Source organism: Chromobacterium aquaticum, from assembly GCF_021129195.1.
Classification (GTDB): Bacteria; Pseudomonadota; Gammaproteobacteria; order Burkholderiales; family Chromobacteriaceae; genus Chromobacterium; species Chromobacterium aquaticum.
Genome location: NZ_JAJOHW010000012.1, coordinates 1 through 22,576, shown reverse-complemented (window position 1 = coordinate 22,576; position 22,576 = coordinate 1). Strand labels below are relative to the sequence as shown.

Annotated in this window: 21 protein-coding genes and 1 riboswitch; of the genes, 11 read left to right on the top strand and 10 right to left on the bottom strand. The window is 64.6% G+C overall.

Translation table 11 applies throughout. The annotated features are described in order from the left end of the window. Positions 1-11 precede the first annotated feature (11 nt). Positions 12-1,124, top strand: coding sequence for an ABC transporter ATP-binding protein (locus tag LQT98_RS02095; RefSeq protein WP_231460961.1), 1,113 nt, complete (start codon positions 12-14; stop codon positions 1,122-1,124). 167 nt (positions 1,125-1,291) lie between these two features. Here LQT98_RS02095 and LQT98_RS02090 read toward each other — a convergent pair whose 3' ends face one another. The 6 genes from LQT98_RS02090 to glpK form a co-directional block, all read right to left on the bottom strand. Next, on the bottom strand, positions 1,292-1,972 hold the full coding sequence (locus LQT98_RS02090; RefSeq protein WP_231460960.1) for a B3/B4 domain-containing protein: 681 nt from the start codon (positions 1,970-1,972) through the stop codon (positions 1,292-1,294). Between the two features lie 109 nt (positions 1,973-2,081). After that, positions 2,082-2,450, bottom strand: coding sequence for a hypothetical protein (locus tag LQT98_RS02085; protein WP_231460959.1), 369 nt, complete (start codon positions 2,448-2,450; stop codon positions 2,082-2,084). Positions 2,451-2,880: 430 nt separating this feature from the next. Continuing rightward, entirely contained in the window at positions 2,881-4,398 is a 1,518-nt protein-coding gene (gene glpD / locus LQT98_RS02080) for a glycerol-3-phosphate dehydrogenase (RefSeq protein WP_231460958.1), read from the bottom strand. Positions 4,399-4,798: 400 nt separating this feature from the next. Continuing rightward, positions 4,799-6,145, bottom strand: a complete 1,347-nt coding sequence (gene glpT / locus LQT98_RS02075) for a glycerol-3-phosphate transporter (protein WP_048408541.1) — start codon at positions 6,143-6,145, stop codon at positions 4,799-4,801. A 140-nt stretch (positions 6,146-6,285) separates the two neighbouring features. After that, positions 6,286-6,987 carry an MIP/aquaporin family protein gene (locus tag LQT98_RS02070; protein WP_048408542.1) on the bottom strand — a complete coding sequence of 234 codons (702 nt, stop codon included), beginning with the start codon at positions 6,985-6,987 and terminating at the stop codon, positions 6,286-6,288. An 85-nt stretch (positions 6,988-7,072) separates the two neighbouring features. Continuing rightward, positions 7,073-8,578 (bottom strand): glycerol kinase GlpK, encoded by a 1,506-nt coding sequence (gene glpK, locus LQT98_RS02065; RefSeq protein WP_231460957.1) that lies wholly within the window; start codon positions 8,576-8,578, stop codon positions 7,073-7,075. Positions 8,579-9,310: 732 nt separating this feature from the next. On the opposite strand from glpK, the gene pyk reads away from it, so the two are divergent. From pyk to LQT98_RS02050, 3 genes are all read left to right on the top strand, one after another. Further along, on the top strand, positions 9,311-10,717 hold the full coding sequence (gene pyk / locus LQT98_RS02060; protein WP_231460956.1) for a pyruvate kinase: 1,407 nt from the start codon (positions 9,311-9,313) through the stop codon (positions 10,715-10,717). Between the two features lie 107 nt (positions 10,718-10,824). Then, entirely contained in the window at positions 10,825-11,595 is a 771-nt protein-coding gene (locus LQT98_RS02055) for a substrate-binding periplasmic protein (RefSeq protein ID WP_231460955.1), read from the top strand. Positions 11,596-11,660: 65 nt separating this feature from the next. Next, positions 11,661-12,872, top strand: a complete 1,212-nt coding sequence (locus tag LQT98_RS02050; protein ID WP_231460954.1) for a winged helix-turn-helix domain-containing protein — start codon at positions 11,661-11,663, stop codon at positions 12,870-12,872. Here the strand turns inward: LQT98_RS02050 and LQT98_RS02045 are convergent. Beyond that, complete coding sequence (locus LQT98_RS02045; protein WP_231460953.1) at positions 12,869-13,327, bottom strand: GNAT family N-acetyltransferase; 459 nt, start codon at positions 13,325-13,327, stop codon at positions 12,869-12,871. The genes LQT98_RS02050 and LQT98_RS02045 overlap by 4 nt on opposite strands. A gap of 155 nt (positions 13,328-13,482) precedes the next feature. On the opposite strand from LQT98_RS02045, the gene LQT98_RS02040 reads away from it, so the two are divergent. Together LQT98_RS02040 and LQT98_RS02035 are read left to right on the top strand one after the other, a co-directional pair. Beyond that, positions 13,483-13,803 carry a hypothetical protein gene (locus tag LQT98_RS02040; protein WP_231460952.1) on the top strand — a complete coding sequence of 107 codons (321 nt, stop codon included), beginning with the start codon at positions 13,483-13,485 and terminating at the stop codon, positions 13,801-13,803. A gap of 122 nt (positions 13,804-13,925) precedes the next feature. Beyond that, on the top strand, positions 13,926-14,495 hold the full coding sequence (locus tag LQT98_RS02035) for a PTS sugar transporter subunit IIA (RefSeq protein WP_231460951.1): 570 nt from the start codon (positions 13,926-13,928) through the stop codon (positions 14,493-14,495). Here LQT98_RS02035 and LQT98_RS02030 read toward each other — a convergent pair whose 3' ends face one another. Beyond that, positions 14,496-15,260, bottom strand: a complete 765-nt coding sequence (locus LQT98_RS02030; RefSeq protein WP_231460950.1) for an SDR family oxidoreductase — start codon at positions 15,258-15,260, stop codon at positions 14,496-14,498. It abuts the gene before it with no gap. A 210-nt stretch (positions 15,261-15,470) separates the two neighbouring features. Between LQT98_RS02030 and LQT98_RS02025 the strand changes: the two genes are divergently transcribed. Further along, the gene (locus tag LQT98_RS02025; RefSeq protein ID WP_231460949.1) at positions 15,471-16,382 is read left to right on the top strand and encodes a 5'-methylthioadenosine/S-adenosylhomocysteine nucleosidase; all 912 of its coding nucleotides are present in this window, start codon (positions 15,471-15,473) and stop codon (positions 16,380-16,382) included. Positions 16,383-16,424: 42 nt separating this feature from the next. Here the strand turns inward: LQT98_RS02025 and LQT98_RS02020 are convergent, their stop codons facing one another. Beyond that, positions 16,425-16,658: a DUF2789 domain-containing protein gene (locus LQT98_RS02020; protein WP_048408549.1), complete on the bottom strand. Its 234-nt coding sequence runs from the start codon at positions 16,656-16,658 to the stop codon at positions 16,425-16,427. Positions 16,659-16,771: 113 nt separating this feature from the next. After that, positions 16,772-18,652: a phosphomethylpyrimidine synthase ThiC gene (gene thiC, locus LQT98_RS02015; protein ID WP_378124541.1), complete on the bottom strand. Its 1,881-nt coding sequence runs from the start codon at positions 18,650-18,652 to the stop codon at positions 16,772-16,774. Positions 18,653-18,770: 118 nt separating this feature from the next. Then, positions 18,771-18,921, bottom strand: a riboswitch (TPP riboswitch). Between the two features lie 93 nt (positions 18,922-19,014). Here thiC and LQT98_RS02010 point away from each other — a divergent pair. The 4 genes from LQT98_RS02010 to LQT98_RS01995 all read left to right on the top strand — a co-directional run bounded on the left by LQT98_RS02010 (position 19,015) and on the right by LQT98_RS01995 (position 22,261). Further along, positions 19,015-19,674, top strand: coding sequence for a protein-L-isoaspartate O-methyltransferase family protein (locus LQT98_RS02010; RefSeq protein ID WP_231460947.1), 660 nt, complete (start codon positions 19,015-19,017; stop codon positions 19,672-19,674). Beyond that, a complete protein-coding gene (locus tag LQT98_RS02005; protein ID WP_231460946.1) occupies positions 19,674-19,997 on the top strand; it encodes a rhodanese-like domain-containing protein in 324 nt (107 codons plus the stop codon). Before LQT98_RS02010 ends, LQT98_RS02005 begins: the two co-directional genes overlap by 1 nt. A gap of 116 nt (positions 19,998-20,113) precedes the next feature. Further along, positions 20,114-20,836: a uracil-DNA glycosylase gene (ung, locus tag LQT98_RS02000; RefSeq protein WP_048408578.1), complete on the top strand. Its 723-nt coding sequence runs from the start codon at positions 20,114-20,116 to the stop codon at positions 20,834-20,836. Between the two features lie 105 nt (positions 20,837-20,941). Further along, positions 20,942-22,261 (top strand): hemolysin family protein, encoded by a 1,320-nt coding sequence (locus LQT98_RS01995; protein ID WP_231460945.1) that lies wholly within the window; start codon positions 20,942-20,944, stop codon positions 22,259-22,261. Positions 22,262-22,576: the final 315 nt, after the last annotated feature.

Genomic DNA, 22,576 nt, shown 5'->3' with positions numbered 1-22,576 from the left:
AAGGATTCGATATGGCCCACCTCAAGCTCAGCAATATTAAAAAAGTCTACGACGACGGCAACGCGGTGATCCACGGCGTGGACCTCGCCATCCGCGACGGCGAATTCATGGTCTTCGTCGGCCCGTCCGGCTGCGGCAAATCCACGATGATGCGCATGATCGCCGGCCTGGAAGACATCAGCGCCGGCGAACTGTGGATAGGCGGCCAGCTCGCCAACGACATCCAGCCGTCCAAGCGCGGCGTGGCCATGGTGTTCCAGAGCTATGCGCTCTACCCGCACATGACGGTGCGGGAAAACATGGCCTTCGGCCTCAAGCTGGCCGGCAAGAGCAAGCCGGAAATCGCCGCCGCCGTGCACCGCGCGGCGCTGACGCTGCAGATAGAACACCTGCTGGAGCGCAAGCCCAAGGCCCTGTCCGGCGGCCAGCGCCAGCGCGTGGCCATCGGCCGCGCCATCGTGCGCAAGCCGGAGGTATTCCTGTTCGACGAACCGCTGTCCAATCTGGACGCCGCGCTCAGGGTGCAGATGCGCATCGAGCTGGCGCGGCTGCACAAGGAGCTGGGCAGCACCATGATCTACGTCACCCACGACCAGGTGGAAGCGATGACCATGGGCGACCGCATCGCCGTGTTCAACGCCGGCCGCATCGAACAGGTGGGCACGCCGCTGGAGCTGTACCAGCGCCCGGCCAACCGCTTCGTCGCCGGCTTCATCGGCTCGCCCAAGATGAACTTCCTGCCGGCGGCCATCGCCGCGGACGGCCCGGCCGGCCTGGCGCTGGAACTGCCCGGCGGCCAGCGGCTGAACCTGCCGTTCCAGGGTCGCGCCGGCGACGCCGCCACCCTGGGCGTGCGCGCCGAACACCTGCGCTTCGCCGACGCCGGCGTGCCGGCGACGGTGCAACTGGTCGAACACCTGGGCGATGTGCAGATCGTCTATGTCCAGGCCGACGGCGTGGCCGAGCCCATCGCGGTCAAGCTGGGCGGCCAGGACGCCGCTCCGCCGGCCGGCAGCGCCTGCCGCCTGGCGCTGGACGCCGAGCACTGTCATCTGTTCGATGCCCGGGACCAGGCCTTGCCCAGGCTGGCGGCACAAGCGCAGACCCAGGCCGAGACGGTGTGAACGTCAACAGCGCATAAGCAAAAAGGACGCGATCGCGTCCTTTTTTATTTATCCACAGAAAAATCTATCCAGCGCTTTTATCCACAGTTCACCGCGCCAGCGAAATGGCAAGCGGCGAAGTCCGCTTCGCCAAGCCCTCGGCAAGGCTTATCCACAAGTGCACGCCGTCACGCCACTTTATCCACAGCTGCTAGTTCAAAGCTCGCGCGCGCCGCGTCCAGCTCGAAACGCAGCAACCGTCCGGCATGCGGCCGCAGTTGCTCGGCCAGCCAGTCCATGCCGGCCGCGCCGGAAGGGAAATCATGGTCCGGCCGCTCGCTGACGAAGACCACATCGCGGCTGCCTGCATCCAGCTTGAACAAGTCCGACTCCAGCCAGTTCAAGCAACGGCACACCACCCGCCGTTCACCGTTCAGCCACACCGCCTCGCCCGGCTGCGGCGTTTCCGCCTGATCCCGTCCCAGCGGCAGGAAGGGTTCGTCGCCGGCGGCCAAGTCCAATTGCAACACGCCGCCCAGCTTGGCGATGTCCTCGCCGCCGAATGGGCTCAGGCTCAGCAAGGACGCCTGATTGTACAAGTCCACCAAGGGCAGGATGCTGCGCAGCTTGTCCTTTTGCGCCGCCTTGACCAGGTATTCCAGCGAACAGCGCGCCTTCTTGTCGCCGGGCAAGTCCTTGTACAACTGCTTCCAGGCTTGCAGCAGCGCGTCCAGATCACGCTCCGGCTCCGGCAGCGTCGGCAGCCGCGCCGGCAAGGCGGCGGCGTCTATCTCCAGCGCGATCAGGCCACTGACCTGGATCTGCGGCAGGCGGGACAATAAGGCGGGGCTGAGGGCAATCTGCATCATCGGGCTTCCACGGTTGAATCCGCCTTAGCATAGGCTGGCGGCGTTCATAGGGGAAACGCGTTTTTTTGCTGGGGTATTAGCGCGGCTTAAGCGCCGCGCCAACGCGGATTCAGTGAATGGAGTCGCTGCCGCCCGTATCGAAGGAGTCGGCGGCATTGACCATCACTTCCTCCAGCAGCGAAAAAAAGCCGGCCCAATAATCGCCTTCGGGGCCTTGCGCCGCAAAATCGACATGCTCGGCGATGCGCGCCAGCAGGGAATCGTTTGGAGCGCTGGGATGCGCCAGGACGTATTCGATGTAATGGCTGGAGAATTCGCGGCCGATACGGTAAGCCGAGTCACGGTCGGCATCGGCCGGCACCGCTTGGCAGTGCCCGCGCAAGGGCTGCGGCAGCAGGGCTGCGAGCGAGGGTTGCTGATTCGGCTCCGTTGCGATGACGGAATAATACTGGTGGTTAAGCGGACGTTTTACGGACATAAAGCCTCCCATGGTCTTGCGACGCGCCCCGCCTCGGCAGAGACGGGAAGCCCGGCGCCTAAGCCGGCGCGGACAGGATGGCCGAACCGGCGGCGGATCTGGTATGGACGGCGCGCAACGGGGACTTAACAAGCGGTTCACGCTCCGCCGCGCGGGTGAGACCGTGAACAGGCTCTAAAGTACCTAGCAGCGCCAATCCATAAGCAGCTACTGCCAAACCTTGCGGATGCGCCCGGTTTTCACGAGCACGGCTGGATTGTGCCCAGCGGGCATCCCGACGGTCAAGCCGGCGGGGTCGCGGGCGAATGTGGATAAACCAAGGCTTGGACGCCGTGCTGTGGATAACTGCGACATGCCTGGCGGATGCCTTGCCGCATCATGAGAAAACCCGGCTCAAGGCCGGGTTTTTGTGCGTTACGCCCGTAAAAGCTCAGGCGGTCAGCCTTTGCTCGCGCGCGGCGGCCTGACCCAACAGCCAGGCATCGATTACCTCCGCGGCGTGCGCCGGCAAATGCAGCTTGAGCTTGGAACGACGCCACAAGATGTCCTCGCTGCGCGTCGCCCATTCCTCGTTCACCAGGTAGCGCAGCTCCGCTTCGTACAGGCCGGGCAACAGTTCCGCGCCCAATTGCTCCAGGCCGGCGGCTTGGCCGATCAGTTTGGCCACGCGAGTACCGTAGGCGCGCGCCCAGCGCCGCGCCAATGCTTCCGGCAGCCATGGATATTGCTGGCGCAGGCCTTGCAGGAAACGCTCGAAATCCGCGCCCGGCATATCGCCGCCCGGCAGCGGCGCATCGGCGGTCCAGGTGGTCTTGCTGTTGCCCAGCAGCGGGGCCAGCTTGTCCACCGCCTCTTCCGCCAACTTGCGGAAGGTGGTGATCTTGCCGCCGAACACCGACAACAGCGGCGCGCCGTCCAGATCCATTTCCAGCGAGTAATCGCGGGTGACACTGGCGGCGTTGCTGGCTTCGTCGTCCAGCAGCGGACGCACGCCGGAATAAGTGGACAGCACGTCGGCCGGGCTGATCTGGCTCTGGAAGTAGCGGTTGCTCATCTGGCACAGATAAGCCACTTCCTGATCGTCTATCGCCACCTTGGCCGGATCGCCGCGGTATTCCACGTCGGTGGTGCCGATCAGGGTGAAATCCTGCTCGTAGGGAATCGCGAAGATGATGCGCTTGTCAGGGTTCTGGAAAATATAGGCATAGGGGTGGTCGAACAACTTCTTGACCACGATGTGGCTGCCCTTGACCAGGCGGATGGACTTGCTGGACGGCAAGGACAGCGTGTCCTTGATCAGGCTTTCCACCCACGGGCCGGCGGCGTTCACCAGCGCGCGGGCGCGCACCTGGCTGCGGCTGCCGTCTTCGGCCTGCAGTTCGCACAGCCAGTGTTCGCCGTCGCGGCGGGCGCCGACACAGGCGGTGCGGGTCTGCACGCGCGCGCCGCGCTCGGCGGCGTCCTTGGCATTGAGCACCACCAGGCGCGCGTCCTGCACCCAGCCGTCGGAGTAGACGAAGCCGCGCTTGAACGCCGGCTTGATCGGCTGGCCGGCCGGGTGGTTGGCGAAGCTGACGGTTTCGGAGCCGGGCAGCACTTCCCGGCGTGCCAGGTGATCGTAGAGGAACAGGCCGCAGCGTATCATCCATTCCGGGCGCTGGTTCTTGTCGTGCGGCATCACGAAGCGCAGCGGCCAGATGATGTGCGGTGCGGCCTTGAGCAGCACTTCGCGCTCTTGCAGCGCTTTGCGCACCAGGCCGAATTCATAGTATTCGAGATAGCGCAGGCCGCCGTGGATCAGCTTGGTGCTGGCGGAAGAGGTGTGCGCGGCCAGGTCGTCCTTTTCGCACAGCATCACCGACAGGCCGCGTCCGGCCGCGTCGCGCGCGATGCCGGCGCCGTTGATGCCGCCGCCGATTACCATCAGGTCGTAAATCTCCACTGCCATCTTCCCTACCTCTTTCTTCCCAGGGGCCTGCTTAGAACCTGTTTACGATCTGCTGCGCGTCGGCGATACCGCGTTGAAACCGAGTTCAAAATGCTCATGTACCACGAGTACATTCCGCTTTCTCGCCCGTTTTCGCCTTGTCTCGCCTTAGCTCGCGAGATCGTAAACACGTTCTTAGAAGCTGTTATTCCCTCGCTGGCGCGCGTCAGCGCTCCAGCGATGCCATCCTACCCAGAATAATTATAAACGAACAAAAATACAACATTTTGCTTTCGTTTTAATGCTGTTAACACGCGATTTTTGCGGTTTAACCGAAAAAACGCGGAAATACGCAAAAAAATAGGCGGCAAGCTGAGCTGCCGCCTCGTAAAGCGCCCGGCACCGCCGGGCTCTGCGGGATCTAAATCCGGTTCAAGGCGGCGTCCTGATCACGCCCATGCCAGGTGGTCAAAGCCAGCAGCACGATGGCGGCGACGCAAGAGCCCACCATCAGCATGAAGCCGCCGTCCCAGCCGAAGTGATCGACGGTGTAGCCGACCACCGCGTTGGCGGCCACCGAGCCGCCCAGATAGCCGAACAGGCCGGTGAAGCCGGCGGCGGTGCCGGCGGCTTTCTTCGGCGCCAGTTCCAGCGCGTGCAGGCCCACCAGCATCACCGGGCCGTAGATCAGGAAGCCGATGGCGATCAGCGCCAGCATGTCCACGGTGGGATTGCCGGCCGGGTTCAGCCAGTACACCACGGTGGCCACCGTCACCAGGGCCATGAACAACATGCCGGTGGCGCCGCGGTTGCCCTTGAACAGCTTGTCCGACATCCAGCCACACAGCAGGGTGCCGGGAATGCCGGCCCATTCGTACAGGAAGTAAGCCCACGACGATTTGTCCACCGAGAAGTGCTTGACCTCTTTCAGATAGGTGGGCGCCCAGTCCAGCACGCCGTAGCGCAGCAGGTAGATGAAGACGTTGGCGAAGGCGATGTACCACAACAGCTTGTTGGGCAGGATGTACTTCTTGAAGATGTCGCGCGCGCTCAGTTCTTGCTCGTGGCTGGCGTCGTAGTCTTCCGGGTAGTCGTTCTTATAGGCTTCCACCGGCGGCAGGCCGCAAGACTGCGGGGTGTCGCGCATGGTCAGGTAAGCGAAGATGGCGACGCCGATGGCGGCGGCGGCCGGCACGTAGAAGGCGGCGCGCCAGTCGTTGAACCAACCCATGCCCAGGATGAACAGCGGGCCGATCATGCCGCCGCCGACGTTGTGCGCGCAGTTCCAGATCGACACGATGCCGCCGCGCTCCTTCTGCGACCACCAGTGCACCATGGTGCGGCCGCTGGCCGGCCAGCCCATGCCCTGGAACCAGCCGTTGAGGAACAGCAGCACGAACATGATGCCGACGCTGGACGTGGCCCAAGGGGCGAAGCCCATCAGCAGGAAGATGGCGGCGGACAGGATCAGGCCAACGCTGAGGAAGACGCGTGGGTTGGAACGGTCAGACACCGCGCCCATCAGGAATTTGGAAATGCCGTAGGCGATGGCGACGCCGGACATGGCGAAGCCCAGATCGCCGCGCGAATAGCCTTGCTCCACCAGGTAGGGCATGGCCAGCGAGAAATTCTTGCGTACCAGGTAATAGCCGGCATAACCGAAGAAAATACCGAGGAAGATCTGCCAGCGCAGTCTCCGGTACAAGCTGTCTTGCTCTGAGGAGGGCAATAGCGGCTGATGCGCCGCCGGACGGAACATACTGATCATGGAACACCTCTTTTTTTAGTGGGCCGATCTTTGTCGGCTGTGGATTGCCAGCGCGGCGGCGTTGAGTCCGCCGCCGCGCTAAAACTGCAGCCGGCCTTCAGCGCCTGTTCACGGAACAGGGGCCATGCGCCGGCCAGGTATCACAGGGTATAGGCCAGCGCCGCCAGCGCGCCGCCGATCAGGGAACCGACCACCGGCACCCAGGCATAGCCCCAGTCGCTGTCGCGCTTGCCGGGAATCGGCAGCAGGGCGTGCATGATGCGCGGCGCCAGATCGCGGGCCGGGCTCATCGCGTAGCCGGTGGTGCCGCCCAGCGACACCCCGATGCCCAACACCAGCAGCGCCACCGGCAGCGCGTCGATGGCGCCGAGCGACATCTTGGGCGCCACCATGCTGAGGATGGCGAACACCAGCACGAAGGTGGCGACGATTTCGGACACCAGATTGCCCGGCAGGCTGCGGATGGCCGGGCCGGTGCAGAAGGTGGCCAGCTTGGTGTCGGCGCAGTCGGTGCTGTCAAAATGCTTGCGGTAGATCAGCCACATCAGGCCGGCGCCGGTCATGCCGCCCAGCATCTGCGCCAGCACATAGCCGGGCACCTTGGCCCAGGCAAACTTGCCGGCCACCGCCAGCGCCACCGATACCGCCGGATTCAGGTGGGCGCCGCTGATCGCCGCCACGCTGAACACGCCGACGAAGACAGCCATCGCCCAGCCGAAGGCGATGACGATGAGGCCGCTATTGTGACCCTTGGTGTTTTTCAGCAGCACATTGGCCACCACGCCATTGCCCAGCAGCACCAGCAAGGCGGTGCCGATGAATTCGCCCATTAAAGGATTCATGATTGTTTCTTCCAGATAAGGAGTGCGTCCGCCCGCCGCTCAGAGGCGGCGGGCTGGTCCAGTCAGCGCGTGAAACCGTCGCCGCTTACGCTTGTTCGTCGTCGGCCCAGACCTTGGCGGCGTTCACCGCGCGCTGCCAGCCATTGACCTTGCCGCTCACTTGCGCGGCTTCCAGCTGCGGCTTGAAGCGGCGATCCAGCTGCCACTGGCCCTGCACGTCGTCGACGTTCTTCCAGTAGCCGACGGCGAGGCCGGCCAGATAGGCGGCGCCCAGCGCGGTGGTTTCGGTGATCTTGGGGCGCACCACGTCCACGCTCAGGATGTCGGACTGGAACTGCATCAGCAGTTCGTTGACGGTGGCGCCGCCGTCCACGCGCAATTCGGCGATGTCGAGGCCGGCGTCGGCTTCCATCGCTTTCAGCACGTCCATGGTCTGGTAGGCGATGCTGTCCAGCGCCGCGCGGGCGATGTGGGCGGCCTTGGTGCCCAGGGTGGCGCCGACAATGGTGCCGCGCGCGTTCGGGTTCCAGTGCGGCGCGCCCAGGCCGGCGAAGGCCGGCACCAGATAGACGCCGTCGCTGTCGGCCACTTCCTGGGCCAGCGGGCCGACGTCGGCGGAATGGCGGATGATGCCCAGGCCGTCGCGCAGCCATTTGACCACCGCGCCGCCGATGAAGATGGAGCCTTCCAGCGCGTACTGCACCTTGCCGTCCACCTTCCAGGCGATGGTGGTCAGCAGATTGTTCTTGGATTCGATAGGCGCGTCGCCGGTGTTCAGCATCATGAAGCAGCCGGTGCCGTAGGTGTTCTTCACCATGCCGGGACGGGTGCATTGCTGGCCGAACAGCGCCGCCTGCTGGTCGCCGGCCACGCCGGCGATGGGGATTTCCACGCCCAGGTGCGCGGCGTGGGTATGGCCGTAGACTTCGCTGGAGCTTTTCACTTCCGGCAGCATGCTGGCCGGAATGCCCATGATGTCCAGCAGCTCGGCGTCCCATTCCAGGCTATGGATGTTGTACAGCATGGTGCGCGAGGCGTTGGACACATCGGTCACGTGCACCTTGCCGTGGGTGAAGTTCCAGATCAGCCAGCTGTCCACGGTGCCGAAGGCCAGCTTGCCGTCGCGGGCGCGATCGCGCGCGCCCGGCACATTGTCCAGAATCCACTTGATCTTGCTGCCGGAGAAATAGGCGTCCACCAGCAAGCCGGTCTTGGAACGGATCAATTCACCCAGGCCGCGCGCCTTCAGTTCATCGCAGAACTCGGCGGTACGGCGGTCCTGCCACACGATGGCGTTGTAGACCGGATGGCCGGTTTCGCGGTCCCACACGATGGTGGTTTCACGCTGGTTGGTGATGCCGATGGCGGCGATGCTGCGGCCGTCGATGCCGGCCTTGGCCACCGCCTCGGCCGCCACGCCCACCTGGCCGCCCCAGATTTCCTGCGGATCATGTTCCACCCAGCCCGGCTGCGGGTAGATCTGGCGGAACTCCTTCTGCGCCAGCGACACGATGTCGCCGCTGCGATTGAACAAAATGGCGCGAGAACTGGTGGTGCCTTGATCCAAGGCCAACACGAATTGATCCTGCATGGGGTTTCTCCTGTTCAGCCGATGGGCGGCCTAATGTCTGAATGTTCGTTCGTTGCCAGCGGCGACGGATGCCGGCAAGGCGCCGTGCTCCATCGCTCAAGGTATTGATAATGTTTCTTTTTGTACTTATGACGTTCGTTTTATTTTCGAGCCATTCTAGGCCCAGCCAAAAGCTTGTCAATCGTTCTTCGTAAAAAAATCTTAATACTGCGACTTTTCGCGCTGTTCCAATTTATGCTGCAAAGCAATAAAGACAAGGGTTTAGCCGCTGTAGCGCCTCACTACAAATGGTGCCGCTTCAGCAAGTTATCGAGCAAAATCCCTATGTTGCAGCGCATTGGCAGCCGTGATTCTCCACTGACTCTGTGTTGCAACAAAGTTTTTGTCTCTATCTGGAGATAAAATGTCCTTGTCCTCGCCCCCAACGCCGCTAGGGACGAGGTTTTCGACAGCTCGACCGCCACGCGGGCGCGCCTGGCAAAACGCGCAAAAAACGAACATTTTTCCGGCCGCCGTGGCGGGATTCACACAAACGCCGCGCATTTTTCGGCTCGCGCCGCCGCCGGCCTTACGTAGTCAAGCCGCTACAGTCCGACTGTGGCAGCATGACAAACACTCCATCAAGCGCGGCGCAGCCTCGATGGAAGACACACGGATGTGATTGGCACAATCAACACCGCCCATGCCCGCCCGCGCGCAATGCCGCGGCCGGACCGGGCACAAAGGACTGTCATGCTTCGCAATACCAAAATCCTCGCCACGCTGGGCCCGGCGTCCAGCACGCCCGAAATCATCCTGGAACTGGCGCGCTCCGGCGTGAACGTGTTCCGCCTCAATATGAGCCACGGCAACCATGACGACCATCGCGCGCGTCTGGCCTCCATCCGCGCGGCCGAAGCCGCGCTCGGCCGCCCGCTGGGCGTGCTGGTGGATCTGCAGGGTCCCAAGCTGCGCATCGGCCAGTTCGCCGCGCCGGTGACGGTGAATACCGGCGACGCCTTCGATTTCGTGCTGGACGAGGTGGACGGCGACGCGCAACGCGCCAGCCTGCCGCATCCGGAAGCCTTCGCCGCGCTCAAGCCCGGCCATCGCATCCTGGTCAACGACGGCAAACTGGCGTTTCACGTGGAACAAGTTGAAGCGCGCCGCATCGCCACCCGGGTGGAAGTGGGCGGCGAGTTGTCCAGCCGCAAGGGCTTCAATCTGCCGCAGACCATTCTGCCGCTGTCGGCGATCACCGATAAAGACCGGCTGGACGCCGAATTCGCGCTGAAGGAAGGCGCGGACTGGCTGGCGCTGTCCTTCGTGCAGACCGCCAACGATGTGCGCGAACTGCGCGAACTGGTGGGACAGAAGCTGGGCATCATGGTCAAGATCGAAAAACCGTCGGCGGTGGACGAACTGGACGCCATCACCGAACTGGCCGACGCGGTGATGGTGGCGCGCGGCGATCTGGGCGTGGAGCTGCCGCCGGAAGACGTGCCGGTGGTGCAGCGCCGCATCGTCCATCAGTGCCGCCACCTGGGCCGCCCGGTCATTGTCGCCACCCAGATGCTGGAATCGATGATCACCGCGCCCACCCCCACCCGCGCCGAGGCCAACGACGTGGCCACCGCGGTTTACGAAGGCGCCGACGCGGTGATGCTGTCGGCGGAAACCGCCGCCGGCCAGTTCCCGCTGGAAGCGGTGCGCATCATGGACCGGGTGATCCGCCGCGTGGAAAGCGCGCCGGACTACCGCCGGGTGATGGCGCTGGATTACAGCGCCGCCGACGCGCCGGACCGCGCCGACGCCATCGCCGCCTGTGTGCGCAAAGTGGGCTCGCTGCTGCCGGTCACCGTGTCCGCGGCCTTCACCACCAGCGGCTCCACCTGCCTGCGGCTGGCGCGCGAACGCCCGCACACCCCCATACTCGGCATCTCGCCGCGACTGGACACCGCGCGCCGGCTGACCCTGGTCTGGGGCGTGGTCGCCTATAACGGTCCGGACGCGGAAAACCTGGAAGACATGGTGGTGAAAACCACTTTCGCCGCCACCAAGCTGGGCCTGGCGGAACATGGCAAACCGATGGTGATCATCGCCGGGGTGCCGTTCGGCACGCCGGGCACCACCAATTTGCTGCGCATCGTCTACCCTTGAGTTCGAGTTGATCGGCAAAACCAACGGAACCTCACGGTTCCGTTTTTGTTTTCCCGTCGCCGACAGCGACTATGCTTAGCTGATCAGCGTGTTCCGGATTCGCCTCGATGATCGCTAGCCTCCGCCGCCTCGGCCTGGTCCTGCTGCTTGGCGCCAGCCTGTCCGCGCCCTGCCGCGCGCAGGACGGCGACGTCCTCACCGTGGCGGTGGACGCCAATGCGCCGCCATTCATGTACCAGGAACACGACAAGATAGACGGCCTGTATCCGCTGCTGGTCAGCGCCGTCTGCGACCGGGCCGGCATGGCTTGCGGGCTGCGCGCGCTGGCCTGGCGCCGCGCGATGTTCGAGCTTGACCGCAGCGCGATGGCGGCGGCCGGCATCTACAAGACCGCCAGCCGCGCGCAGCGCTACGACTTCAGCCTGCCGCTGTACCAGGAACACGTGGTGGTGGTTTACCTCCGTCAGCATCCGCTCGACTTCCGCGGCCTGCCGGATCTGGACCATAAGCGCATCGGCGTGATGGCCGGCTGGAGTTATGGCGACGAGTTCGACAATGCCCGCGCCGAACGGCTCTTCAAGGCCTACGATGGCGATTCCGACGCGCAGAACCTGCAGCTCTTGCTGCGCGGCAATCTGGACGCGGTGCTGATGCTGCAGGAAGGCATAGACGCCAAGCTGCAGAGTGGCGCCTATGCCGGCCTGGCCGTCGCGCCGGTCATCCTGGCCAGCAAGGCCACTTATCTCGCCATCAACAAGGCCTCGCCGCAACTGCCCCTGCTGCAGCGCTTCAATCAGGCGCTGGAGAAAATGCGCGAGGACGGCAGTTATCAACAGCTGATCAAGCAGTTTTTCTCCAGCCGCGGCCACAAGCCCTGAATCGCCGCGCAAGCCGGCGCAAGGATTTGATATAGTCCTTCATCGCTTCCGATCATGACCATGACATGTCCAGCCTCCATCTATCCCTGCAGCAGGCCCGCCACCTGCAACTGGCGGCCCAGGGCCTGTTGACCCCGCCGCGCCGCAAGGCGGACAAGGCGGATGTGTTGGCCGCCATCCGCCGCATGGCGCTATTGCAGATCGACACCATACACGTGGTGGCGCGCAGTCCTTATCTGGTGCTGCACAGCCGCCTGGGCCGCTACGACACCGCCTGGCTGGATCAATTGCTGGCCGAGGGCAGCGTGTTCGAATACTGGGCGCACGAAGCCTGCTTCGTGCCGACGGAAGACTACGGTCTGCTGCGCCACCGCATGCTGAACCCGGACGCGATGGGCTGGAAAAACCCGCCGCGCTGGCTGGAACAACACCGCGCCGACATCGACGCCTTGATCGAAGGCATACACGCCAACGGCCCGGTGCGCTCGGCGGATTTCGAGCGCAAGGACGGCAAGGGCGGCGGCTGGTGGGACTGGAAACCGGAAAAGCGCCATCTGGAGGTGCTGTTCACGCTGGGCCGGGTCATGGTGAAGGAAAGACGCAATTTCCAGCGCGTCTACGATCTGGCGGAACGAGTGCTGCCCGGCTGGGACGACGCGCGCGATCTGCCGACGGCGGAGCAGGCGCAATGGCGGATGCTGCGCAATAGCTGCCGCGCGCTGGGCGTGGTCAAGGCCGGCTGGGTGGCCGATTACTATCGGCTCAAGCGCGGCCGCTACGATGCCATGCTGCACCAGCTGGCCGATGCCGGCGAACTGATCCCGGCGCGCATCGACGGCTGGCAACACGATGTGTTCATCGATGCCGGCCTGGCGCCGCAGCTGGAGCAAGTCGCCGCCGGCGAGCTCAAGGCCAGTGCCACCGCCATTCTGTCGCCGTTCGATCCGCTGGTTTGGGACCGCAAGCGCGCATCGGAACTATTCGACTTCGACTACCGCATCGAATGCTATACCCCGGCGCCCAAGCGCCAGTACGGCTACTTCGTGTTGCCCATTCTCAACCGCGGCAAGCTGGTGGGCCGGCTGGACGCCAAGGCCCATCGCGCTCAGGGCGTGTTCGAAGTCAAGGCGCTCTATCTGGAAGCCGGCGTGCGCCACAGCGCGCGGCTAGCCGCCGATCTCAAGGCCGCGCTGCAAAAGCTGGCGGACTGGCACGGCGCGCCGCGGCTGCACGTGGCGCGCGCGCCGGGAAATCTGGCGGCCGAACTGATGGCCTAGAGCGGCGTCAGCAGCTTGCGGTACTGAATGAAGCCGGCGTTTTCCGCCACCTGGTCGTAGAGCCGCCGCGCGGTGGCGTTGGTTTCATGGGTGTGCCAATACACTCGCGAACACTGCCGCTGCCGCGCCCATTCGCACACCGATTCGATCAGGCGCCGGCCGGCGCCCAGGCCGCGGCAGTCCTGGGCCACGAACAGATCCTGCAAATAACAGTAATCGCCCAAGGTCCAGCTGCTGGGATGCAACACGACGTGCACCAGTCCCACCGCGCGTTCGCCGTCCCAGGCCAGCCAGCCGCGCATCGCGTGCTCAGGCAGCAGGAAACGCCGCCAGGCGCCCTGAACCGCGGCCTCATCCAGTTCCACCCGGTAAAAATCCTGATAGCCGCGCCACAACGGCAGCCAAGCGTCGAAATCCCCGTCCCGCAGCGGACGTATGCTCAGCGTATTGCTCATGCTTATCTCCTGATTCGCCTGAAAAACGCCATTGTCGCCAAACCAGCGCAGCGTCATAAGAACCACTTGACCACGCCGCCGGGAACCACTGCCGGAACTTAGCCGGCCCGCCGCCGCTCAATAAAGTATTTTCCCCCGATGATGAGGACACCCCCATGCGCGCCACGCTTATGATCGCCGTCGCATCCACCCTGGCCCTGGCCGCTTGCAGCGAGAAACAAACCACCCAATTGCAGGAATCCGCTTCCAGCGCCATCGGCACGGTGCATAACTCGCTGCAGGACAGCAGCGCCCCGCTGGGCCAGCTCAAGGAACAAGCCAGCGCCGCCATCGGCGCGGCCAAGCAGGCCGGCGCCGCGGCCGCCGCGCTGAGCCCGGAGCTGAAAGAGCAGGTGGACAAGCTGAAGGAACAGGCCTCCGCCGTCAAAGGCGCGCTGAAGGCGCAAGAGCAGAAAGCCCAGCCGGAACAGAAATAAACCACGGCCATCCAGCAGCGCGCATTGGCGGCATTTTTACGCCGCCGCGCGCTTTCTTTAGCGGATCTTTAGCCCCCGCTGACTAGGATGAGGTCGCCCCCTAGCCAAAGGAGAAATCCGCCATGCTCACCCTGCCCGACCTCTGCGGCCCGCAAGACATCCTGCTCAATCAAACCCTGGCCGATAAAACCGAATTGCTGGAACGCGCGGCGTTCCAACTGGCGCAGCGCCACGCGCTGCACCGCCCGACGCTGGCCGCCGCGCTGCGCGAGCGCGAACAGGGCGGCAGCACCGCGCTCGGCCACGGCCTGGCGCTGCCTCACGCCCGCATCGACGGCCTGGAGGAAGCCCGCGCGCTGCTGCTGCGGCTGCAAACCCCCATCGCCTTCGACGCGCCCGACCAGCGGCCGGTGCACACCGCGCTGGTGCTGCTCCTGCCGCGGCAAAGCCGCGAGGCCCATCTGCACCTGCTGGCCAGCTGCGCGCGCATGTTCGCGGAACGGCCGTTCCGCCAGGCGCTGGAACGCTGCCACAGCGCGCAGGCGCTCTATCACCTGCTGTGCGACTGGGCCGATCCCGAAGAATTGAACGACCCGCATTTCCTGCTGGACAGCAATCGCTATTTCATGGACAGCGAAGCCAGCCTGCGCCCGGATTACACGGTGAAGCGCAAGATGGTGGCGCGCTTCTGATCACAGCTTGCCGATGGACACGCCGCCATCGACGAACAAGGTGGTGCCGGTGACGAAGCTGGACGCGTCCGACGCCAGGAACAAGGCCGCGCGCGCGATCTCCTCCGGCGCGGCCATGCGCTTGAGCGCGTGCAGGCTGGCCACCATTTCGCGCTGCTGCTGCGTCGCCGCCGCGGCGCGGCCCATCTCGGTGTCGGTGCCGCCCGGCAGCAGAGCGTTGACGCGCAGGCCTCGGGCGCCGTATTCCGCCGCCAGCGTGCGCGCCAGTCCCACCAGCCCGGCCTTGCTGGCCGCGTAAGCGGCCATGCCGGGAAAGCCGATGGCGTGACCGACAAAGGACGAGGTGAAGATCATCGAACCGCCGCCCCCGCGCAGCAAGGCCGGCAACTGATGCTTGGCGCAGAGGAAGGCGCTGCTCAGATTGCTGTCCAGCGTCGCGCGCCAGCTCTCCAGCGACACCTGGTCCAGGCTGCCCAGCGCGCCCAGGCTGCCGGCGTTGTTGAAGGCGATATCCAGGCCGCCGAATCGGTCCAGCGCCAGCTCCACCGCCGCCCGCGCGCATTCCTCCGCAGTAAGATCGCCGGCCAGCGCCGCCGCCTGGCCGCCGTCGGCCACGATTTCCGACACCAGCCGGTCCAGCTCCGCCGCGCGTCGCGCCACCAGCACCACCCGCGCGCCTTCGCGCGCGAATAGCCTGGCCGCTTCCAGGCCGATGCCGGAACTGGCGCCGGTGATGATGGCGGTTTTATTGCTCAATGCTGCCATTGGATATCCTCCCGAGATTGAAAAGCCCGCGCGCCGGCACAAGCGCCTCGCGTCGCGGGGATTTCAGTCTCGGGCTTAAGCGCCCGTCCGGCATTCCGATACTTGCTGACATCGTAAACACGTTCTTGGATGACCATGCGCATGCCGGCGCTGCAGCGGCGGGGAAAGCGTTTATCATGGCGCGATATCATCTCCACCAGGATTTTCCGCATGCCATCAATCAAGCTTGCAAGCGCTTGCGCGCTGCTGGCGCTCAGCGCCGCCGCGCCGGCGGCGCCCGTCCTTGACGCCACGGCGCGCACCGCCGTGGTTTCTGCCTTCGGCCCGGAGGAAACCCTGCTGCTGAAGCAGGCCGCCAACAAACGCGAACACCTGGTCAACGGCGTGCGTTTCACCACCGCGCTGCTGGAAGGCCAACCGGTGTTGCTGTTCATGAGCGGAGTGAGCATGAGCAATGCGGCGATGAACACCCAGCTGGCGCTGGATCGCTTCAATGTGCGCCGCATCGTGTTCAGCGGCATCGCCGGCGGCGTGGACGACCAATTGCGCATCGGCGACGTGGCGGTGCCGCGGCGCTGGGGCAATTACGCTGAAGCCATCTACGCGCGCGAAACCGCGCCTGGCCACTACGCGCCGCCGCCGTACGCGGACCCGGCCGCGCGCGCCAACTACGGCATGATCCACCCGCGCGACATCAAGCTGGCCACCGCCGACGGCGGCAGCGAAACCCGTTTCTGGTTCGAGGTGGACCCGGACTTGCTGCAACTGGCCAAGGGCTTGCCGGCCGATACCCTGCGCCGTTGCGACGCCGCCCAGCGCTGCCTGTCCGCGCCGCCGCGCATCGTCGCCGGCGGCAGCGGCCTGTCCGGCCCCATCTTCATGGACAATGCCGGCTATCGCGATTACCTGGCCAAGACCTACCAGGCCCAGGTAGTGGATATGGAAACCGCGGCGGTGGCCCAGGTGGCGCACGCCAACCGCGTGCCCTTCATCGCCTTCCGCAGCCTGTCCGATCTGGCCGGCGGCAGCGAGCACGCCAATGAAATGGACACCTTCATGCAGATCGCCGCCGACAATGCCGCCAATACGGTGCGGGGGCTGCTGCGCGCGCTGAAGCGCTAGTTTGATCCACTGCGCGCCGGCAATGCGCTGCTGTTGCGGCTTCTAAACCGCCTGCAACAATACCGCCAGCTCATCCACCTCCTCGCTCCAGTCCGCGTCCTCGGCCAAGGCCTGGCGCAGGAAGTCGGCTTGCGCCGGCGTCCAGAACGGCGCATCGGCCAGCGCGGCGCCATGCGGCAAGGGATGGCTGGCGATAAAGGCGCGGATGGCGGCGGGCTCATCGGCCAGGCCCAGTTGGCGGAACAGGCCGGACAAGGAATGCGTGCTGGTGTCCATGACGCTTCTCCTGTGAAGGGATGTCTGATGATAGCCCCGAATCGGCGGCGGCGCAGCCGGCCTTGCGGCAGGCAAAACGGCGGCCAAGGCCGCCGTTTTAGCTGACTACGGGCTCACACCTTGTCGTAGAGCTTGGAGCCACCCTTCAAAAACTCCACCGATTTGGTCTGCATGCCCTGGGTCAAGGCGTCCTGATCGCTGATCCCCTGCTTGGCCGCGTATTCGCGCACGTCCTGGGTGATCTTCATGCTGCAGAAATGCGGGCCGCACATGCTGCAGAAATGCGCGACCTTGGCGCTGTCCTTGGGCAGGGTTTCGTCGTGGAAGGCGCGCGCCTTGTCCGGGTCCAGGCCCAGGTTGAACTGGTCTTCCCAGCGGAATTCGAAACGCGCCTTGGACAGCGCGTTGTCGCGGATCTGCGCGCCGGGATGGCCCTTGGCCAGGTCGGCCGCGTGCGCGGCCAGCTTGTAGGTGATGATGCCTTCCTTGACGTCGTTCTTGTCCGGCAGGCCCAGGTGTTCCTTCTGGGTGACGTAGCACAGCATCGCGGTGCCGTACCAGCCTATCTGCGCCGCGCCTATCGCCGAGGTGATGTGATCGTAGCCGGGCGCGATGTCGGTGGTCAGCGGCCCCAGGGTGTAGAACGGCGCTTCGCGGCACCACTCCAGTTCCTTGTCCATGTTTTCCTTGATCAACTGCATGGGCACATGGCCGGGGCCTTCGATCATCACCTGCACATCATGCTTCCAGGCGATCTCGGTCAGTTCGCCCAGAGTCTTCAACTCCGACAGCTGCGCCTCGTCGTTGGCGTCCCAGACGCTGCCCGGCCGCAGGCCGTCGCCCAGGCTGAAGGCCACATCGTAGGCCTTCATGATTTCGCAGATATCCTCGAAATGGGTGTAGAGGAAGTTTTCGCGGTGATGGGCCAGACACCATTTGGCCATGATGGAGCCGCCGCGCGACACGATGCCGGTCATGCGGCCGGCGGTCATCGGCACATAGCGCAGCAATACCCCGGCGTGGATGGTGAAGTAATCGACGCCCTGCTCGGCCTGCTCGATCAAGGTGTCGCGGAAGATTTCCCAGTTCAGGTCCTCGGCCTTGCCGCCTACTTTTTCCAGCGCCTGATAGATCGGCACGGTGCCGATGGGTACCGGCGAATTGCGGATGATCCATTCGCGGGTTTCATGGATGTTCTTGCCGGTGGACAGGTCCATGATGGTGTCGGCGCCCCAGCGTATGCCCCAGGTCATCTTGTCAACTTCTTCGCTGATCGAAGATGTTACCGCACTATTGCCGATATTTCCGTTTATTTTGACCAGGAAATTGCGGCCTATGATCATGGGCTCGGATTCGGGGTGATTGATGTTGGCCGGCAGGATGGCGCGGCCGGCGGCGATCTCGGCGCGCACGAATTCCGGCGTGATCTCCTCCGGCAGCGCCGCGCCGTAAGCCTGGCCCGGATGCTGGCGCGTCATCAGTTCCGCCAACTTGCTGTTCTTGCCGCCGGCGGCGCGCAGCGAGTCCAGGTATTCGCGGCGGCGCAGGCTTTCGCGGATGGCGACGAACTCCATTTCCGGCGTGACGATGCCGCGGCGCGCGTAATGCATCTGGCTGACATTGCGGCCCGGCAACGCGCGTCGCGGCTGGCGCGTCAGGTTGAAACGCAGCTCGGCCAGCTTGGGATCGGCCTCGCGGGCGCGGCCGTATTCGCTGGACAGGCCGGCCAGCTGCTCACAGTCGCCGCGCTCGGCGATCCAGCCGGCGCGCAACGGCGCCAGGCCGCTCTGGATGTCGATGCGCGCGGCTGGATCGGTATACGGGCCGCTGGTGTCGTAAACGGTGATGGGCGGGTTAGCCTCGCCGCCAAACTGGGTGGGCGTGTCGCTCTGGCTGATCTCGCGCATCGGCACGCGGATGTCCGGCCGGCTGCCGGCGACGTGGATCTTGCGGGAATTCGGCAAGGGCTGGATGGCGGCGGTGTCCACCACCATGGAGGGCTTGGGTGTTGCGGGCGCGTTCATCGGGCGGTTCTCCTGGTCGATGAATGGCGCAAGGAGCGATCCGCCGCTTGGGCGGGCTGCGGACGGTTTCATTGCGATTAAAACGGTCCGCCAGCAAGTTGCGCTTCCCTACGCCGGTATTATCCGGGTCAGGTTCCAAGGGTGTTTCTCACCCGCGCAACAATCTTTAACGATTATCCTATCCTTTCAAGGATATGGACCATCTTGCCGACCGCCGCGCAGGACCCCTAGCGATGCTGTGAAGGTACGGCAAATGTGGGATAATCGCAAGTTATCGTCATGACACGCCGCCGCTTTTTTCCCGTGGCGGCAAGCCCCTCCGGAGTGAGCTGATGGATTTTGAGAATGCCCGTTTCAACATGGTCGAGCAGCAGATTCGTCCGTGGGACGTACTTGACACGAACGTGCTGGACCTGCTGTTTCACGTGAAACGCGAACAGTTCGTCGCCGCCGACAAACGCAGCCTGGCCTTTGTCGACACCGAGCTGCCGCTGCCCAACGGCAGCTTCATGCTGCAGCCGAAAATGGAAGCGCGCCTGGCGCAGGACGCCGCCATCCAGGCCCAGGACAAGATCCTGGAAATCGGCACCGGCAGCGGCTATCTGACCGCGCTGCTGGCCAAGCTGGGCCAGCATGTCTACAGCGTGGAGATCGACGCCGCCCAGCGCGAGACCGCGGCCGCCAACCTGAAACAGGCCGGCATCGTCAATGTCACCCTGGTGGCGGGCGACGGCGTGCTGGGCCTGCCGCAACAAGCGCCGTTCGATGTGATCGTGGTCGGCGGCTCGCTGCCGGTGGTGCCGCAGGAACTGAAAGACCAGCTGGCCGTGGGCGGCCGCCTGATCATGGTGGTGGGCGACCTGCCGGTGATGACCTGCAAGCTGATCAAGCGCGAAACCGAAACCAGCTTCAGCGAAACCGGCCTGTTCGAAACCTGTATCGGCCGCCTGGCCAAGGCGGAAGCGGTAGAGCCGGAGCGCTTCGCGTTTTGATGGTCCAGGAAATCCGCGCCCGCGATCTGGCCGCGGCGCTGGCCGACAACAGCGCCGAGCCGCCGCTGCTGCTGGATGTGCGCGAAGCATGGGAAGTGCAGCTGTGCATGATTCCCGGCTCGCTGCACATCCCGATGAACCTGATCCCGCTGCGCATGAGCGAGCTGCCGGACGCGCCCATCGTGGTGATCTGCCACCATGGCGTGCGCAGCGCCCACGTTGCGCGCTTCCTGCTGGACGCCGGCTTCGAGCAGGTGCTGAGCCTGGCCGGCGGCGTGGAAGCCTGGGCCGCGGAAGTGGACCCGCAAATGGCGCGTTATTGAAACACCAGCCATCCGCCAGCATTGCCGGCCGTTCCCGCGGGAACGGCTTTTTCATGGAACAAAGCCGGCGCGCCGGGTTCCAAATCCCTTCAGATAGCAAGAAGCAGAGTTTTTTTATGCAAGCATTGTCCTACCTGTCCCCCGCCATTGCCCGCATCCATCCCGCCTGGGAGCAAGTGTTGTCAACACCGGAAATACAGCGGCAATTAGCGGCCATCGACCGAGAACTGCAAGCCCAGCAGCAGCAGGGCAAAACCATATTCCCGCCAGCGGCGCAAACCTTCAACGCGCTGACCTTCACCGCTCCGGCCGATGTGCGCGTGGTGATCCTGGGCCAAGACCCCTATCACGGCGACGGCGAGGCGATGGGACTGTCGTTCTCGGTGCCGGCCGGCGTGCGAGTGCCCCCCAGCCTGCGCAATCTGTACAAGGAACTGGCGGCGGACCTGAGTTGCGGCGTGCCCAATAGCGGCGACCTGAGCCATTGGGCGCAGCAAGGCGTGCTCTTGCTCAACAGCGTGTTCACCGTGGAAAAGGACCAGGCCGGCAGCCACGGCAAACTGGGCTGGCAAAGCGTCAGCGACGCGCTGATCGACGCGGTCAACGCGCACAGCCCGGGCTGCGTGTTCCTGCTGTGGGGCAATTGGGCCAAGACCAAGGCCGAGCGCATCGACGCCTCGCGCCATCTGGTGCTGAACGCCGCGCATCCGTCGCCGCTCTCCGCCAGCCGCGGCTTCCACGGCTGCCGCCACTTCTCCCAGGTCAATGCCTGGCTGCTGTCGCGCGGCCGCGGCACCATACAATGGGGCGCGCCGGCGCCGCAGAACAGCCTGTTTTGAACCCGGACGGCGGCGCTCCCTGCGCCGCCTCCTGCCCGATAGGCTCTTTTCCGCCGCGCCGCCATGGCCTAAGCTAGGGCTCCAGTCTCTATCCCGTGTCCGCCCGTGGAAATCCTCGTCCTGCTGTGCCTGATCCTGCTCAACGGCCTGTTCGCGATGGCGGAGATCGCCATCGTTTCCTCCCGCAAAGTCCGGCTGCTGCAACGCGCCGATGACGGCCAACGCGGCGCCCAGGCCGCGCTGAAACTGGCCAACGATCCCAGCCGCTTCCTGTCCACGGTACAGATAGGCATCACCTCCATCAGCATTCTGTCCGGCGTCTACGGCGAGGCGGCGCTGTCCGAACAGCTGCGCTGGCTCTTGCAGGACATCCCCTTGCTGGCGCCATACAGCAAGCCGCTGTCAGTGGCCTTGATGGTATTCATCATCACGCTGTTATCGCTGATCTTCGGTGAACTCGTGCCCAAACGGCTGGCCTTGCTGAACCCGGAAGCGGTGGCCACCACGCTGGCGCGACCGATGCTGCTGCTGTCGCGGCTCAGTTCTCCGCTGGTGAAAGCGCTGAGCCACAGCACCGACGGCCTGCTGCGGCTCTTGGGCGCCAAGAAGAGCAGCGATCCGTCCATCACCGAGGAGGAAATCCGGGTGCTGATGGAGCAAGGCGCCGATGAAGGCGTGTTCGACCGCGCCGAGCAGGAGCTGGTGACCAATATCTTCAGGCTGGACAACCGCAAGGTGGCCGCGGCGATGACGCCGCGCAAGGACATCGTGGCGCTGGACCTGGACGATCCGCCCGCGCTCAACCACGACGTGCTGCAGAACCATCATTTCAATCACTTCCCGGTTTGCCGCGGCAGCGTGGAGCAGATCGTCGGCGTATTGCACGCCAAGCGGGTGCTGGACAAGTTGCTGGCCGGCGAGCAGCCCGATATCGCCGCCGAATTGGCGCAGCCGCTCTACGTGCCCGCCAACGTCACCCTGATGCAGTTGCTGGAGCAATTCAAGCAGACCCGCCACCATATGGCGCTGGTGGTGGACGAATACGGCGAGCTGGAAGGCCTGGTGACGATGAACGACGTGCTTGAAGCCATCGTCGGCGATATGCCGGCGATCAGCGCCGATGAGGACGAGATCGCGCAGCGCGAGGATGGCAGTTGGCTGATAGACGGCATGCTGTCGCTGGACCGTTTCAAGGAGTTTTTCGACATCGCCGAAGCGCTGCCGGGCGAAGCCGGCGGCAATATCCATACCCTGGGCGGCGTGGTGATGTTCCAACTGGGCCGAGTGCCGTGCGTCACCGACCGCTTCGACTGGAACGGCTTCGGCTTCGAGGTGGTGGACATGGACAAGACCCGGGTCGACAAGATCCTGCTGACCCGCTTGCCGGCGCCGCCGGCGGCATTGCCGGCCGACGACGGCATTTAGAGCCGCTAACAAAACCTCGCGGAGAACCTGAGCCAAGGCGCGCCGACGCAGGCAGTACCAGTAGTACGACAAGGAGGCACAACGCAGGATCAGGGGTTTTATTAGCGGGTCTTAGAGCCTGTTCAAAATCTCGCGAGCAAGGGCGAGACAAGGCGAAAACGAGTGAAAAAGCGGAATGTACAAGTGGTACATGAGCACTGAGCTTGTTTTCAACGCCGTATCGCCGCAGCGCAGCAGATTATGAACAGGTTCTCAGGCCCGGGCCGGCAGGCTCCAGCGCTTGTCGCTCCAGCGGCCCAGCAACTGCAGGCCGCC

Coding starts and splice junctions, on each gene's coding strand:
- LQT98_RS02095 (WP_231460961.1), top strand. CDS start 12: ATGGCCCACCTCAAGCTCAGCAATATTAAAAAAGTCTACGACGACGGC.
- LQT98_RS02090 (WP_231460960.1), bottom strand. CDS start 1,972: ATGATGCAGATTGCCCTCAGCCCCGCCTTATTGTCCCGCCTGCCGCAG.
- LQT98_RS02085 (WP_231460959.1), bottom strand. CDS start 2,450: ATGTCCGTAAAACGTCCGCTTAACCACCAGTATTATTCCGTCATCGCA.
- glpD (WP_231460958.1), bottom strand. CDS start 4,398: ATGGCAGTGGAGATTTACGACCTGATGGTAATCGGCGGCGGCATCAAC.
- glpT (WP_048408541.1), bottom strand. CDS start 6,145: ATGATCAGTATGTTCCGTCCGGCGGCGCATCAGCCGCTATTGCCCTCC.
- LQT98_RS02070 (WP_048408542.1), bottom strand. CDS start 6,987: ATGAATCCTTTAATGGGCGAATTCATCGGCACCGCCTTGCTGGTGCTG.
- glpK (WP_231460957.1), bottom strand. CDS start 8,578: ATGCAGGATCAATTCGTGTTGGCCTTGGATCAAGGCACCACCAGTTCT.
- pyk (WP_231460956.1), top strand. CDS start 9,311: ATGCTTCGCAATACCAAAATCCTCGCCACGCTGGGCCCGGCGTCCAGC.
- LQT98_RS02055 (WP_231460955.1), top strand. CDS start 10,825: ATGATCGCTAGCCTCCGCCGCCTCGGCCTGGTCCTGCTGCTTGGCGCC.
- LQT98_RS02050 (WP_231460954.1), top strand. CDS start 11,661: ATGTCCAGCCTCCATCTATCCCTGCAGCAGGCCCGCCACCTGCAACTG.
- LQT98_RS02045 (WP_231460953.1), bottom strand. CDS start 13,327: ATGAGCAATACGCTGAGCATACGTCCGCTGCGGGACGGGGATTTCGAC.
- LQT98_RS02040 (WP_231460952.1), top strand. CDS start 13,483: ATGCGCGCCACGCTTATGATCGCCGTCGCATCCACCCTGGCCCTGGCC.
- LQT98_RS02035 (WP_231460951.1), top strand. CDS start 13,926: ATGCTCACCCTGCCCGACCTCTGCGGCCCGCAAGACATCCTGCTCAAT.
- LQT98_RS02030 (WP_231460950.1), bottom strand. CDS start 15,260: ATGGCAGCATTGAGCAATAAAACCGCCATCATCACCGGCGCCAGTTCC.
- LQT98_RS02025 (WP_231460949.1), top strand. CDS start 15,471: ATGCCATCAATCAAGCTTGCAAGCGCTTGCGCGCTGCTGGCGCTCAGC.
- LQT98_RS02020 (WP_048408549.1), bottom strand. CDS start 16,658: ATGGACACCAGCACGCATTCCTTGTCCGGCCTGTTCCGCCAACTGGGC.
- thiC (WP_378124541.1), bottom strand. CDS start 18,652: ATGGTGGTGGACACCGCCGCCATCCAGCCCTTGCCGAATTCCCGCAAG.
- LQT98_RS02010 (WP_231460947.1), top strand. CDS start 19,015: ATGGATTTTGAGAATGCCCGTTTCAACATGGTCGAGCAGCAGATTCGT.
- LQT98_RS02005 (WP_231460946.1), top strand. CDS start 19,674: ATGGTCCAGGAAATCCGCGCCCGCGATCTGGCCGCGGCGCTGGCCGAC.
- ung (WP_048408578.1), top strand. CDS start 20,114: ATGCAAGCATTGTCCTACCTGTCCCCCGCCATTGCCCGCATCCATCCC.